This is a genomic window from Pseudoalteromonas sp. ABV4_021, assembly GCF_056159365.1.
This window is the reverse complement of sequence record NZ_JBSWVB010000002.1, coordinates 709530-724939: the sequence shown is the minus strand read 5'-3', so window position 1 is coordinate 724939 and position 15410 is coordinate 709530. Positions and strand designations below refer to the sequence as shown.

Genomic DNA, 15410 nt, shown 5'->3' with positions numbered 1-15410 from the left:
CTTTCATTTAGTGGATAATGCCCGACTTATTATATAGTTACACGAATGTAGTTTAGGTTTTAGGGATGAAAATTAGAAAACATAATAAATTTTTAACATTATTTTTGGTGAATGCAGCCTTGATTGGAGGTTGCTCCGACAAACCTAAGTCAGTTGCAACCGTTGGTGACCAGGGGGTAACGCAACAAGAGCTTAATGCGTATTATGAGTTCAAACGTATTGACAAAGATAATGCAGAACTCGTTACTAAAGCTAAAAAACATTACCTAGAATCTCTAGCGGTATCGCAGGCTATTGAGTCCCTACCAGAGTTCGACACGTCAAAATTAGCGGTAGAGCTAAATGAGATAAAAAAAGACCTATTGCTTAGTCGTTATCTAAATCAGTTTCTAGAAACGGCTGTAACCGATGTTGAAATGCGCAATTATTACGCGCAAAACAGTGATAAGTATCAGTCAAAACAGGCTAAAGTATCGCATATTTTAATACGTGTGGCACAAACAGATGACCAAGCAACACGTCAAGCCAAATATTCTAAGGCGCAAGAGGCCTATTCTAAAGTAATTACAGGTCAAGCATTTGCCGATGTTGCTCTAGCCATGTCGGAAGACAAAGTATCTGCAAAAAACGGTGGACAGTTAGGTTGGATCAAAGAAGGAGCTGTAGCGCCAACGTTTTCGGATGCAGTGTTCAATCAACTTAAAGAAAAGCAGATTTCTCAACCGATCTTAACTTCATTTGGTTATCACATCATAAAGCTTGAGCACACACCAAAAACGGTGAGTCAGCCATACGAGCATGTAAAAGGAAACATCAAGCGTACGCTAAGGAAGGCAGCGAAAGATACCGAGTTAGCGCGTTTAAAGTCAACAGTATCAGTTACGTTTTAATAAGGGACTTCAATGCGAAAGTGTTTAGTATTACTAGCATTGTTGCTAGTTGGCTGTGGTGAACAAGACGTTAAACAAGAGTCAGGTTCGGGTGTACGTGACGTAATCGCGAATGTTAACGGTACGCCTATCACAGCGCAAGAACTAGAACATGTGATGCTCAAAACGTTTGGTGAATATGCAGCCATGCAACTTGGCGATGAAGGCCGAAAAAAGTTGCTCGAAAGCATGATTATCAAAAAACTAATGGCTGAGCAACAACTTGCACAATTCAGTGAGTATGAACTAATAGAATTTAAACTCGCACAACAAGCATATCGCGATGAATATTTAAGCAAACGTTATATCCAACAGAACATAACTGCAACCCCCGTTTCAGAAGAGCAAGTTCAAGCGTACTACAACGCTAATTTAAGTGAATTTGGGCAAAAAGTGCAGCGTAGATTTGAAATGATAACTTTACCAAATTCAAAGGCTACCCAAAATGCACTAGACAGTTTTATAAAAGACATAGATTGGCGAGCGCACGCGCAGGATCAAAAAGATAAGGGCACCGCACTGATTTTGTCTCTGGGTACGCAAGGTGATAAAGGATTAAGCCCTTTTTATCGCAACATTATTGCAAACGTAGCGCTTGGGGAAGTTTCAAAAACGTACCGTTTAGATAATAAGTTAATTCGCTTTAAGGTGATAGCTGAACATAAAAGTGATGCAAAACCGTTGAGTGAAGTTAAAGAACAAATAAGAAAGACACTATCACCAATTCAAATCAAACGTGCAATAAAAGAGGAAGCGGCTCGTTTAAAACAACAGGCCAAAATAACCCGTTATGCTATGGATTAGCGAAAACTTAAGCAGTTTAAAAAATTACTTATCGATATTATTGCTGGCAGGTCTATTATCTGCATGTTCAAATCCAGATGATGTAAAAAAACCGCCTAAGCCAGAAATAGATTATCATTCGAGCACGCCGCTAGATGGCCCAATTGCGGCTGTTGAATATGCCTTGTTTGCACCCGGCAGTGAAATTCAACATATTACTAAAGCGCAAGCTATACAAACAGGTAATATGCCCGCAATATCAGCAATGTTATTGGATCCTGAGTTTGTTGGCGCCGCGCAATTTAGTGGCTTCTTTTTCGCTGAAAATGATGAACTTTATCAATTTGAAGTGTTTACAAATGGTGACGCAGAGTTACAGATAAACGGTACTGCCTATATTGAAGGTGAATTGCTTGCGCTCGGCAAAGGGTACCACCATATACAATTGTCATTCGAAAGTGATGAACTGCAAACACAGCCGCGAATTTTAATGTCGTCTGAAAAGACCCAAGAAATAGATTTAGCACAGCAGCAGTTATACCTAGCAACGAGTTCATTAACAAAGGTTGACGCTGTAAACACGACAATTCCTGCGCGAAGTACCTCTGGCTTTGAATATAAATATTTTGAAGGTGAAACGTTAGATTTTAATTCATTAAAACAGATAACTCCGATAGTTCATGGGAATCGAGATGACATAAGCTTACTTGTTCGTCATAGTGATCAAAGCTATGCTGTGACTTATCGAGGCTTTTTAACACTGGAAGAAGCAGCAAGCTACAGTGTAAGAGTGTTATCGAGTGGTCCTATTAAAGTAAGCCTCAATCAAAATTTTCAAGTGGCAAGTGAGTTTGGTTTAATTGAGCAGTTTGTAACCTTAGAACCTGGCGTTCATGAGTTCGAATTTACGCAACTACAACACACCAAACAAGCAAATCCGATGCTTGATATTGCACTTTATACGCCAGGAAGCACAGCGCGTTATTTATCATTAGATAATTGGTCATTTGTCGCTGAAAAAATAGAACAAAATGAAATTCCACCAATCACTCCCGCAGGTGAATATGTTGAAGGCACTAACTTTAGGGTCTTTACTACCCAGCAGCCAAATAATATGGCGCACGCCCAAAGCTTGTTACCTAATCTAGTTGGCGTATCGATAGACAACTTGCCTAACAACGAATGGCCTAAGCCTTATGCAGTTTTATTTGATACCGAGTTAGAGGTAGAGCAAGACGGTTACGTAACACTTTACTATACAGCTGAAAGCCAACTTGAAATTGAGTTTGCTGGGCAAGTTTTAAGTGCTCAAAATGTACAAGAATTAGCAACTAATAGGTCCACTGTTGTAGATAAACACGTGGGGAGAGTAGGAAAATATCACTATCGTACATTCTACCTCAAAAAAGGGCGCCATCGTTTAGTTTATTACTATGTGGTGACGGGCAATAGTGTACGACCTGTAATTAAAATAGCGTTACCAAATAAAATTGCACGCTTAATTGAATTCCTTAAGTTTTTAGCCGAAAAACTGTCTCGTAAAGCAGATTTAGACGGTGATGGCGTGCCTGATGATGAGGATGCTTTTCCAGAAGACCCAAATGAAAGCAAAGACAGTGACGGCGATGGTATTGGTGATAACAGCGATACAGACCGTGACGGTGATGGCATAGAAAATGAAAAAGATGTGTTTCCTGATGACCCAAATGAATGGTCAGATTTAGATAATGATGGCATTGGTGATAACAGTGATGAAGATCGCGATGGTGATGGTGTTAATAACCAAGATGATGCATTTCCAAACGATCCTAGCGAAACAACAGATACTGATAATGATGGTATTGGCGATAATACTGACCCAGACATTGATAATGATGGAATTGTTAACGGGCTAGATGCATTTCCGTATGATGCAACTGAATGGTCGGATTTAGATAATGATGGCATTGGCGATAACTCAGACCCAGACAAAGATGGTGACGGTGTTGTTAATGAGCAAGATCTATTTCCAAGTGATCCAACTGAATGGTCTGATCTGGATGGTGATGGCATTGGTGATAATAGTGACCCAGACAGAGATGGCGACGGTGTTTTAAATCAATATGACGCGTACCCAGATGATCCTACGCGCTGGAGTGACAATCCTGAATTAGATGACCGTGATGGTGACGGGTATCCCAATGAGCAAGATGCATTCCCTGATGACCCTAATGAGTGGTCTGATTTGGATGGTGACGGCATCGGTGACAATAGTGACCCAGATCGCGACGGTGACGGTTACTCTAATGAGCAAGATGCATTTCCTAATAATCCGAATGAATGGGCAGATTTAGACGGGGATGGTTTAGGTGACAATAGTGACCCTGACCGTGATGGCGACTCTTACAACAATGAACAAGATGCGTTTCCAGATGATCCCGATGAATGGGCTGACATGGATGGTGATGGTATTGGTGATAATAGTGACCCTGACCGTGATGGAGATGGCTATGCGAATGAGAATGATACTTTCCCAAATAATCCTAATGAGTGGTCTGATTTAGACGGAGATGGCATTGGTGATAATAGTGACCCGGACCGAGATGGTGATGGCTATAATAACGACATAGATAGTTTTCCAGACGACCCTACACGTTGGTTTGACTCGGTCGCAGTTTCTTTATTTGCACAAAGCACTGATTCTAAAGTAAAGCTTGATTGGCAGATTTCTAATATTAAAAATGTATCGCAGGTTGTTTTAAGTCGCGCAGATTATCAAGGCGAGTTTGAACAGGTAGCTAGTTTCGATGCAAATGTGCGTAGCTACATTGATTCTACCGTTTTAACAAATCAAGCGTACCGCTATATTTTAACAGTGCGTGCTATAGATTCGTTATTAGGTCAAAGTGCAGTGACATCAATTTTCAATATTGGCAAGTATGATCAAGTTAAGGGCTTGAAAGCAGAGGTAGTAAGAAAAAGCCTATCACTAACTTGGCAACCTAACATTAGTCAAAACTATAAAATAGAAAAGCGTTTAGTTGATGGTGCTTGGGTAAAGTTGGCTGAAACTAAGGACACATCATACATCGATTCTGCGGTGACTCCGGGGCTAACTTACGATTACCGAGTTCGGGCATTTAATTATTTTAATAATCCTATCATCCAAAAAAATGTAATCGTTTTAGGTCCGTGGTCTGAAAGTGCGAGTGCATTGGCACGCAGTGTTCCGGAGTTGGTGTTGTACGAATACGCAAAGCATGAAGGTAATCACTTTGATTATTTTGCTACAAAATCAGCCGAAAAATTAGTCATTAATGGGCGGTTACTAAACGTTTCCTATCCATCAAAGCTGACCATCAAAACACTGAGTTCAGAACAAGAATATACAGTTAAAAATGATAAACGATTTAACTTACCGCTTGATTTAACACTTGGCTATGAATGGACGCTCAGCGCAGTTGATGCAACTGGTTGGCAAGAAAATTTTGTCATCAAAGTAATTACTCAAGCGGACTCGCCAAAAATTGTGCTCGACCCAATAGAATCAGAGACAGAGCAAGATAGCATAACATTGTCTGGTCAAGTTGAGTCGCAAACAAATTTAAAAGAGTTATTGGTGAAGTCAGGTGCATTCGAGGACAGTACATTCCATTTGATGTTTAATGAACAGCGTCAATTTACGGGACAGATCCCTCTAAAACAGGGTGATAACGAACTGACTATTGTGGCTGAAGATGCATTGGGTCAAAAAGTTAGCAAAATAGTTAATATTAAACGAGTGTCCCAAATACAGCCGACAATAGAACTAGTATCTCATAAAGATGGGGATACGGTGACCCATGCAAATGTTCAGCTTGAGTTTGCTGTGACAAGTGAAGTTACGCTAACCGAACTAGTGGCAACAATGAATGGTCAATTTGTCGGAACCATTAGTCCATTTGAAAATAATCGATGGCGTTTGACCTTTGAACCAATAATGCTTGATATGGGTGATAACTTATTCAATGTAAAGGTCGAATCAGCACAAGGATATGGTGAGTTACGTTTTATAATCAAACGAATAGATGAGGACCAAGGCATTGCGCCAATAATTGAAATTTCTAGCCCAACTAATGGCAGTTGGATTAATCGTGATAAATTTTTAATCAGCGGTGTGGTTGTATCTAATGTATTGCCAGAACTAACAATTAATAATATTGGCGTTGGCGTAACATCTTCAGGTATAGAGCGTTATCAATTTGAATACCTGGCTCAAAAATCTGAAAATACATGGACGCTGGAAGCTACCAATAAGTTTGGTAATGTAATTCAAACCCTTAATTATCAATTTGATAATAGCGCACCAATAATAATACTGGAGCAGCCTTGGCCAAAAAACTCGTCTACTGTGTTGGTACAAAACCCAGTTACGATTAGCGGTACGGTGAGCGATGCGCAATCAATAACATTAAGCGTTAATGAGTTACCTATACAGTTACGACCTGGTAATAGTGAAAACGAATATCGTTTTACCTCGCAGTTAGATTTGGCGAAAGGCGTTGATACACCAGTTACAATCAAAGCGGTCGATTTTGCCGGTAACACAAGTGAATATGCGTTTAATTTAACCAATCAGTCACAAACTGCGGTAAATATTATTGCACCACGAAAACAGCAAACCTTCTTAATTGACGATGCTAATTTATCACTGCAAGTTGTTGCAGCAGTGGAAAATAGTACCGAACAAATGCATGCTGAAATTCAAGTTAATAATGCCTCGCCAATCGCGGTTGATGTGATTGCAGGATACATAAACGTAACAACTGAAGTAGACTCCAGTTCCACAGAACAAATGTTAACAGTTAATGTCTATGATGGGAGCAATAGCTTAGTTGGTACGTCTACGCAACTTTTCACTGTTAGTAGTAAACAAGCGATACCTTTAAGCATCATTAAGACAACTCCTAAAAATGAGGATGAAGGACATGCCGCAAACGGTTTTATAGCATTTTACTTTAACAAAGCGGTTGAACAATCGGATATTCAAGTAAATGTGTATGAAACATTACACGGCGACACTTATCTGCCTAAACCTCCCCAAGATTCACCGTTTACTATGGGAGGTTATGAAGTAAAGCGTGTAGATCGCGATAGCGAACCTGTACCCGGTGCTATTGCAAGTTTACCTGGTGATCATACGTATGCCTTTTATCCTAGCCGTGAATTTGGCTATGGCGCAACAATCCGTGCCGAAATATTGGTAAATAGTGAAGAAAAAGCGCGATTTACTTTTAAAACTGAAAAAATGCCAACCTTAATAGATGGTAATTTAAAGGACCATTTATTTGTCAGTATTCCAAAGATGTGGGTAACTATCAAAGAGCTTGGTATCAGTACTCAAAGTGACGACAATGGTAATTTTACATTTGGTTATGGAGATCAAAAACTCCCAGAAACATCAGCTAATTATTTAACGCTCGTATTTAACGAGTTTTCGCCTGCATCTGATTTTGGTAACTATATAAAGACACTGGATTATGTACCAAATACGCGACATTCCCTTGGTGTAGTTCAGGTGCCATTTTTAGGTAAAAACATTGCATTTGGTAAAGTGGCATCAGGTCTTCCCAATACAAACCTTGCTAATGGCGATTTAACCTTTGATTTGTCACAAGCGAATATACATTTTAAAGGAAAATCCAGTGTACCTATGCAGTTTAGTATTCAGAACTTTACTGCATCAGGAATGCAATTAAATAATGACGTACCAATATTCTATTTAATGGCAGGTCAACCACAAGGTGTAGAAGTTACAGGCGCAATGAGTCTAACTATGACTGCAGCGAGTTTGTATGGAAATACAAGTTATTTGCCTGACGATGGTGAGTTTGTCCCTTTATATGGCCGAAAGCTCAACTCCAATAAAATGGAATTAGTTGGAGTTGGCCAATTACAAAACAGGCAAGTCATATCTCGTGGACCAGTGCTACTTTCAACATTAGATTACATTGGCTTTGGTCGCTTACACCCTAATTTACAGGAGCATTTGAAAAATTATGCTGACGGTGAAATTGGGTTAGTTCAGCTTTCTGCATTAATAAATAAACGGAATTAAAATGCGGTTCTTAAGACTTTCGATTTTGTTTAAGTACATTGTATTTATTTACTTAATTTTATTTAGCACAGTTACACAAATTAAACCTGCAAACGCGTACGGATACTTAGACATTCAACGAGTTCGCATCGGTATGGTAATGGCGCGCGGACTTGTACTGGAAGGTGATTTGCCGATTTGGGCTCAATATAATGACTCAGGAAAGACGGTGGGAGCCGAGTTTCCTCTTGTTAGTTATCCCAAAAGTTATGTGCTCTCAGCAGAGCATGTGAACTCAGTTCATCAAACACTCGATTCATTAAAACTAAAGCATGGTGACCGCCTCCAAATAATGTCTGTTGATGCATATAACAGTGCAGAATTTAAAACAGGCATAAAAACCGAAATTAAGAAAATTACGATCCCCGATTATTATAAAAGCATAGCGATACTGGACCCTAAAACGTTAGTGTCAGGTGATCAAGATATGGTCTTGCTGTTAGCTCGTTTCGACCTTAACAGTATTGGCGCGGTTGACGGGGGCGTGAAATCATTATTACTTGATTATAAAGGTGCATTAATCGCATCATCTGAATTTAATATCGCATTCAAAGCGGCTTTTTATGATGGTGAACGAGGTGACAGTGCAATCCCGTCATCTATTCGATCGCTGTTTGATAAAACGCCTTATGCTCCGTATACCCAATCATATATTGAAGTTGTAGCACCGTATCCTGGCGGGGCGATACCCGATGAAGAGGGTAAGTGGCGGGCGCCCTTCATGTTAATACCGTGCCCAATGTTTGAGTTTCATTATACAACGCCTTCAATCTTACAATATTACTTTGGCAACTTTAACCATAGAGGGTACAGGGCAGGGTTTTCATATCAAATGTTACCTGGGCATAGCACTTGTATTGGTTATGACGCGATCCAACCAACAGATCTTGCAGGTTTGATGGCAAAAGTTGCCATCATGGGAATACTTGCATCTGTTCAAGATCCTGTCGGAATCAATAACTATTTCGTTGATACAACACTATTACACGGTCGTGGCGCACTCATCGATTTGAATTCAGGTGCACCAGTACCAATTACTGGTCAAACAAAATACGTTTATAACGAGCCCCAAAATCGAGTGATCCCGTCACCTAGTTTTTATTTTGATGGCGATGATCTGAAAGAATTTACTTTACATGGCAACTTAAACGCTGAAGGCCAATTTGTATGTAATGAATCGCCAGATGATGCAACTTATTATGGTGTCTACTTATCATCAAACGGGGTTAAACCCGCGTATGATTGTAAAGACGAAGAACCAGAGCTACCTCAACCAGATTTAGTACGAGTAGTCGACATCGCCACGGACCAAACACCTCAGGGTCTGCTTGCTGAAATTAGTGAAGATGATTTCCAAGACACAGATATTTTTGTTTTCCGAGAATCAACCGGAATGCTAATTACGCAACGCAAAGGTAAAGATCTAAGGGAAGGGGCTAGTCACTACGCCATTGATAATAACAAATTTACCTACCAAATTTTTATGCGAGGCCCTGCTTCTGACGCATTTTATAACTATGCGATGAGGAGAACAGGCGGAGAAGCCGGCTTTATTGAGTATCAAAGTAAATCTCATATGAACCCTGAGTTGCATCGCCGTGAAGCGGATCATTTAAAACCCAACGAAATGTTGCGTATTGTCCTTATTAATCGAAAAACCGGTTATATAGGAACGGCATTACGTTCATTTTGGGGGATATCTGACGATCGTCATTACATGAGTATTTTACATGAAACTCGAATGTATCCACCTAACTTAAAAGTAACAGCGGAGCGCATTTTTGAGCCAAATAAAAATTCAATAAAAACAGGTCAGCAAAAAAACTTGATTAGTTATGAAGGCTCAGCATTATCAAGTGATTCAATGCTAGTGCTGACAACTGAGTGGTTTGATAATGATGGTACCCCTTTACCAGCAGGGTTAGCTGACTTTGGTTATACAGGGCGTTTAGCAAAAGTAGCCGGTAACAATAGTTTAGTAACCGTTGGCGGAGAGCTTGCAAACTTTGCGATAAAACCTGGGCGCAATATTGTCCAAATTAATTTGCCAGGTGGCGCGTCAACTAATGAACACTTTTACGTAAATGTAAGTGGTGAACCCATTTCAGAATCGCCAAGCTTTGAAGAAATAGGCGCAGGTGATGGACCACTGGCACACCGTCCAAAATATTATGTACCATTTAAAGTGCCCGTGTTTAATGAAGAGTTAACGACAGATTTAAATTTTAAATATAAAAAAGCGGTTGAGGCGGGAGAAGCAGGTGACTTGGCAAAGCCAGAGCCTGTTTACCATTATGTTTATCGCCCAGAGTATCAGTTCAGTACATACGAGCTAAAAGTAAACGATATCCTGCGCCAAACAGCCGATGATAATGTGATATCGCTTTACCCCAAAGAGCGCCCATTAATTGGCTCAAGCGACGACATGGTTACCATGATGTACGATTTATTGGCATCAAACAGCGACGCGTTAGAATTTTTAGGTGAAGGCCAAGAACTGGTGTTTTCACTTGGCGCTGATGAAATCAAAGCCACCATTGGCGAATCAGGTCAAGTACGCTTTGAACGCCTTGACCACATTGCAGCGCTAGATGTTGAAGATTTTGTAACGTTAAGTCTCTATAACAACACCGACCCCACGAATGTACTGTGGGATTATGCGTTTGAAGCTGTAGCACTTGATACGCGTTGGGCAGGCTATGACAACATTGGCGAAGATGGCACTATTTATGTGAGTGCAGACGACCCAGTTGTGCCACTGCAAAGCCTTATCGTCGGTTACGCAAACCGTCAGAATAAAACTCCGGTTGAAATTAAATGGGATGCCAAAGGTTCAGGCAGCTTTATTAATTTAGATAATAACAATGCCGAAAACGGCGTTTTTGCCGCAGATATTCAGCTACCGCCGTACACTGGTACAAGTGCAACCCCCTTTGTGTACTTTGCTGGCGATAAAGACAATTACGTTATTATGGATGCCATAGAAGTTGTGCCGGGTGAGCCTGCTACTTTAAGTGTCACAGGGGAGGGGGATGCTTACATGGAAGGGTTAGGTCAAATCAATATTGAACTAGAAGCCAAAGATAAAAACGGCAACCTAGTGGCTGATGGTACCTCTTTCATCTATTCACTAGACGGACATGGCATCGTTTCAGAGGCTTCAGATAGCTTCACCAACGGTAAAGCGTCACTTATTGTGAAGGGCGGTTATTTACCCGACGATGAATTAAAGTTAAAAGTAACGACCGGAAATGTTTCTCAAGAATTAGACTTAGTAATACAACCACTTACGGTTGTAATTGAAGATTACCCACTTAATATGGAAGCGGGTCAAGTATATGAAGTCCGCGCAAAAGTCACTAAACCAGGTGGTGGTGCTGCACAAGGCGTGAGTGTATGGTTTGAAACTAATGGTGGGCGGTTGGAGCGTGGCACGTTAACAACCAATGCTGATGGGTTAGTTACTGCGAAAATCCACACAGGTTTCCATGCCCTAGAGCAAGTGCAAATATCTGCAAGAGTTGGCTTAGTAGAAGGTGATGTTGTTGAGGGGGATATTACCGCTAAACCCATACAATCAGCAGCACTTCGCATGCAAACGGCAAAACAATTTGGCCAAAAAAGCCAGTTTAGTAAAGGGGCGCAATTAAATGCGCGAATAGCCTCTATGGCGTCGCCTGTTACACAGCAAAACGCAGCAAACAGTATTGACGTGTTAGTGTTTGGTGAAGCAGATGTCGATGGTGCACTTGGATTAACCCGTGAAGACGATTCAGTCATAAAGCTCCCTTACAGCGTAACTGGAAACTTAGAGCTAAATGGGCAAGAAAATACCTCTCAGTTTGTCACGTTAGGCACATTATCTGAACCTAATTTACAGCCTATTTCAGCCTATTTCATGAGTGAACTCGTCGAGGAATTAGTCACTGATGCAAACCAACTTCATAATGGTAAAGCAAGTTTTGTTAAGTTAGTTAATGACCACCCAACGCAAACAGGTTTTAGTTACCAATTCAAAAAACACGCTGAGAAAAACCCGGTTGGAGAATGGCTACCGAGTCAAATCGTGGTGCCAGCAGATGAGCGCTTTAAGCCTGTTAATAGTGTCGGTTTTAGGTTAGACCTCAAAGCGAGTGCATTTGACTCGACAGTATTTGATTTTGAAGGCGGCGCACAAGGCTTAAACTTAAACCAAGATGGCACACTGACTTATTACCTTCATAACAAATCTGGCAAAATATCCGTTACTTCAAGCAATGCCGTTAATTTGTCTGAATGGGTTACAATTGCGGGTAAATACCAAGGCGGCGAGCTTCAATTAGAAGTTAATGGCCAGCTAACAACGATTAACGTGCCCGACACACCATTAGTTTATTCGGTTACGTCTCGCGGACTTACTATCGGTAAAGGGCTTGATGGTAACTTAAGCAGCGTTAAGTTTTATGACTACGAGAGTCAACCATTATTAAGCTTTGCAGATGGTACACAAGCAAAGCAAATTGACTTTAATACGGGTCAATCACAAACGTTATTACCAATAAAAAGCACGGGGCAGCTTAATAAAAACGGTGAATCGGCGGGTGTATACCGCATTGGTATTAACGTTGATGGTAAACAGTATTTTGCCAGTGTGATAGGCGAACAAGGCTATTTGCAAATGATGCGAATGATGGCGGCGTTTAATCCGCCAGACGGTTATCCGCCCGTTGCCTTTAATAGCACAAAATATACACCAATCCCGTTTATCCCAGTGGCGCATGCATGGTTTGATTTCAGTTGGGAAGGTGCTTGGGAAGGCTTTAAAGCCGTTGCTGGTGCCATTATTCCATATGAGGCAATTGGCGTAGTCGCTGAGCAAGTGGTTTTCTTAGCCAAAGGTGACAGTCGATTTGACCCACTTGAGTTGGCGTTAAATGCCATAGAAGTACTAACAATTGTTCCGCTCGCAAAGCCGTTGATCCCAATTATAAGGCCTGTAAAAGCAGTATTTAAATCTGTCAAAGCACTTAATCCTAAATTTCTAAAGTCATTAGGTGGTGTAATTGGTAAAACAATGGACCATATTCTTAAACGGGACTTTGATAAGGCATTAACCATTTTACCTTTCTTAATAATTGCAGGTGAGATGGCAGCTGATGCGGAAGCAAGGGAAGGTTTAATGGTCTTAATAAAATCTGTTTCAAGCAGCGATGACATTTTTGCGTGGATGGAATACCTGAGCTTACCGGCTGATGGTTGGGAGGGAGCTGGCGAGCCACCAGACGTAGACCTAACGGCATATCACTCGTTGCAAGATGCCGAGCCTTATTTCTCGCCGTTAAATTCGGTGATGGGGGTTGCTTATGCGAAGAAAAAACCACTCAAAAAAGGTAAGGTAAAAGCCGCCATTCTAGGTAGAAACTTGTTAAGAGCGGCTAGGCAGCTTAATGGAAAAGGCGGCAAACTGGATGACGGAAAAATGGTGGATGCCGTTAAAAATGTCTCAAAATATGTTAAAGATGGTGCGATAGGCAAGCAGCGTAAAATCGCTTTTTCGCCAGTGTCGCTTACGGGCATGTTGGCAGGGGGTAACGCTTTGAGGCGCTACATCACCAAAAACAATAATTTAAGAATGTCGCCACTTACGATATTAGCCATTTTAACCTATCTAGAATCGCGTAATGTTTCTGCTTGTGATGCGGAGGCGATAGGCGATTGTGTGCCATTAGCGAGTGGTATTGATGTAGAGCTTGAAAAATTATACGTAAAAGCTTTCACTACATCTCTTAATGACAACACAAATAAAGTATTTGGAAAATTTGAAAATGGTCACTTATTCCATGTCGGTATGTTGGCATTTAAACACCTTGTGTATGAAACCACAAAACGAGAAGAGGACAGAGTAACTGCGATTGAGCAGAATTTTGAAGTGCAGCTCTATTCAAGCGATCAATTGGGAACATTAATAAGAGGTCAAAGCTTTGAGAGGTTTACAGACATTACTTTAAACGGCGATGACCCTGCAAACAGTACAATTGTAGAAATTAAATCCTACAAAAAGAGTGAAAGCAGCTCTATTAGAAGTCGTTGGAAAAAATTTGACTTAAGCAAACCAAAACAAGGGTTGCACAGGCAATTTTATTTAGACCGAGTTTTAACCGCTGAGCGCGCTAACCAAAGTAAACTCGCTGGCGAAATGCTATGGTATTATCAGAAATTTAACCGCAGTAAACAACTTAAAGGTTATGATGAAGCTGATTTAAAAACAGTAGCTAAATTTGCACGTAAACTGCCACTCAAAGATGGCACTAATTCCTATTACACCAGTTTAGGTTATAGCGATAAGAAAGATAATACATCTCAGTATACAGAAAAAGACGCTTTTAAAGATATACTTCATGGTGATATAAAAACCCTGATTTTAACCACTGGGCGAGATGTAATGCTCGATGGAATCGATGACGAATTAATCACAGAACTAATAGAACAAAGTGTGGCATTTTAATGGATAAATATTTAGCTGGTTGGCAAAACGAAAATGAACAATGGTTTAAAGCGAGAAAAAAAGAGTGGAAGCTCGTCGAACCAGTTATTGATTGTTATAGCCCAAGAGATAAAGAAGAGCGTGCAAAATTAAAAGATTTCTTTTTGACGGGTAACTTAGATTTTAATAATACAAATGGATATTTAGCGAAAACTTACAAAGAATCTCGGAATCTTAGTTCGGAGTTTGATTGTGCTTTGGGCGGTATTCACGGAAGAGTATTTCTATTAATGCTATTTAGCCCTATTCAAACTGAAGAGATGTATAAGTATATAATTGAGCAGGTTAAAAAGCGTAAAGAAGAAATATGGCAGAAGGAGTTGAAACAAGCTAGAGAGTATTACTTAAAATGCGCAGGAAGATATCACTCCTCATTCACACCGAGGTTCAAAGATGAGCTTCCTTTGGCTGGAAGAGAGCAGCTTCTTTTTAACTTTTTACATGGAAATGCATTAGAAAATGATATTCAATTTGAGCTAAGTAAAGATAAAAAAAAGTATGTACAAAATATTGTAAATGACTTTCTTGTAAACTCATTTTATCTAGTAATTAGCCCCTACCCGAGTCCAAAACATTATTATAACGGGTATAGCAGTTACTTGCGCTCCATTGCTTCGTATATTGAGACGGCTGAAGTCATTGAAATACATAATCCTGATTTGGCATTAACCGCATCTATATATTGTTTTAGAGATGTATTGGAAAATAAAGAGCAATATTTACCTATTAAAATAAAAGTGGCAGAAGACTTCACTGAATTTGTTAAAGCTATAGAGAAATACTTGCCTGAACGAGTGACTACCATCTTTGCTAAAGCCCATAAAGACTGGGATAGCGGTCAAGGGAAGGAAGAATGGCAAAAATTGAAACAGCTAGTTTGGGCAGATTGGAGTAGTCAAAAATGGGTTAATAAAAGAGATTTTGATAAATTTGGTAAACCAAAAAATGGGGATTTACAATAATTATCAAAGAAATAACAAAGACACCCACGCTAATTTGATTTAGCTTGGCATCAATAGGGTTTACTAATTAGTCAGAATCTTTGAAAACTAGGTTGTAG

The 15410-nt window shown here is 40.2% G+C and carries 5 protein-coding genes; all 5 read left to right on the top strand.

Translation table 11 applies throughout. The annotated features are described in order from the left end of the window. The first annotated feature begins 65 nt into the window (after positions 1-65). The 5 genes from ACXAFE_RS17510 to ACXAFE_RS17490 are packed head-to-tail and all read left to right on the top strand — an operon-like array spanning position 66 to position 15312. On the top strand, positions 66-890 hold the full coding sequence (locus tag ACXAFE_RS17510) for a peptidylprolyl isomerase (protein WP_475155615.1): 825 nt from the start codon (positions 66-68) through the stop codon (positions 888-890). Between the two features lie 12 nt (positions 891-902). Continuing rightward, on the top strand, positions 903-1733 hold the full coding sequence (locus tag ACXAFE_RS17505) for a peptidylprolyl isomerase (RefSeq protein ID WP_475155612.1): 831 nt from the start codon (positions 903-905) through the stop codon (positions 1731-1733). After that, entirely contained in the window at positions 1720-7788 is a 6069-nt protein-coding gene (locus tag ACXAFE_RS17500; RefSeq protein ID WP_475155609.1) for a thrombospondin type 3 repeat-containing protein, read from the top strand. The genes ACXAFE_RS17505 and ACXAFE_RS17500 overlap by 14 nt, the downstream gene beginning before the upstream one ends. Before the next feature lies 1 nt (position 7789). After that, positions 7790-14311 carry a LamG-like jellyroll fold domain-containing protein gene (locus ACXAFE_RS17495; RefSeq protein ID WP_475155607.1) on the top strand — a complete coding sequence of 2174 codons (6522 nt, stop codon included), beginning with the start codon at positions 7790-7792 and terminating at the stop codon, positions 14309-14311. Further along, the gene (locus ACXAFE_RS17490; protein WP_475155604.1) at positions 14311-15312 is read left to right on the top strand and encodes a hypothetical protein; all 1002 of its coding nucleotides are present in this window, start codon (positions 14311-14313) and stop codon (positions 15310-15312) included. Before ACXAFE_RS17495 ends, ACXAFE_RS17490 begins: the two co-directional genes overlap by 1 nt. Positions 15313-15410 lie beyond the last annotated feature (98 nt).

Excerpts from the sequence above, each read along its gene's own strand:
- ACXAFE_RS17500 (WP_475155609.1), top strand. The coding sequence starts at position 1,720 with ATGCTATGGATTAGCGAAAACTTAAGCAGTTTAAAAAATTACTTATCG.
- ACXAFE_RS17495 (WP_475155607.1), top strand. The coding sequence starts at position 7,790 with ATGCGGTTCTTAAGACTTTCGATTTTGTTTAAGTACATTGTATTTATT.
- ACXAFE_RS17490 (WP_475155604.1), top strand. The coding sequence starts at position 14,311 with ATGGATAAATATTTAGCTGGTTGGCAAAACGAAAATGAACAATGGTTT.
- ACXAFE_RS17510 (WP_475155615.1), top strand. The coding sequence starts at position 66 with ATGAAAATTAGAAAACATAATAAATTTTTAACATTATTTTTGGTGAAT.
- ACXAFE_RS17505 (WP_475155612.1), top strand. The coding sequence starts at position 903 with ATGCGAAAGTGTTTAGTATTACTAGCATTGTTGCTAGTTGGCTGTGGT.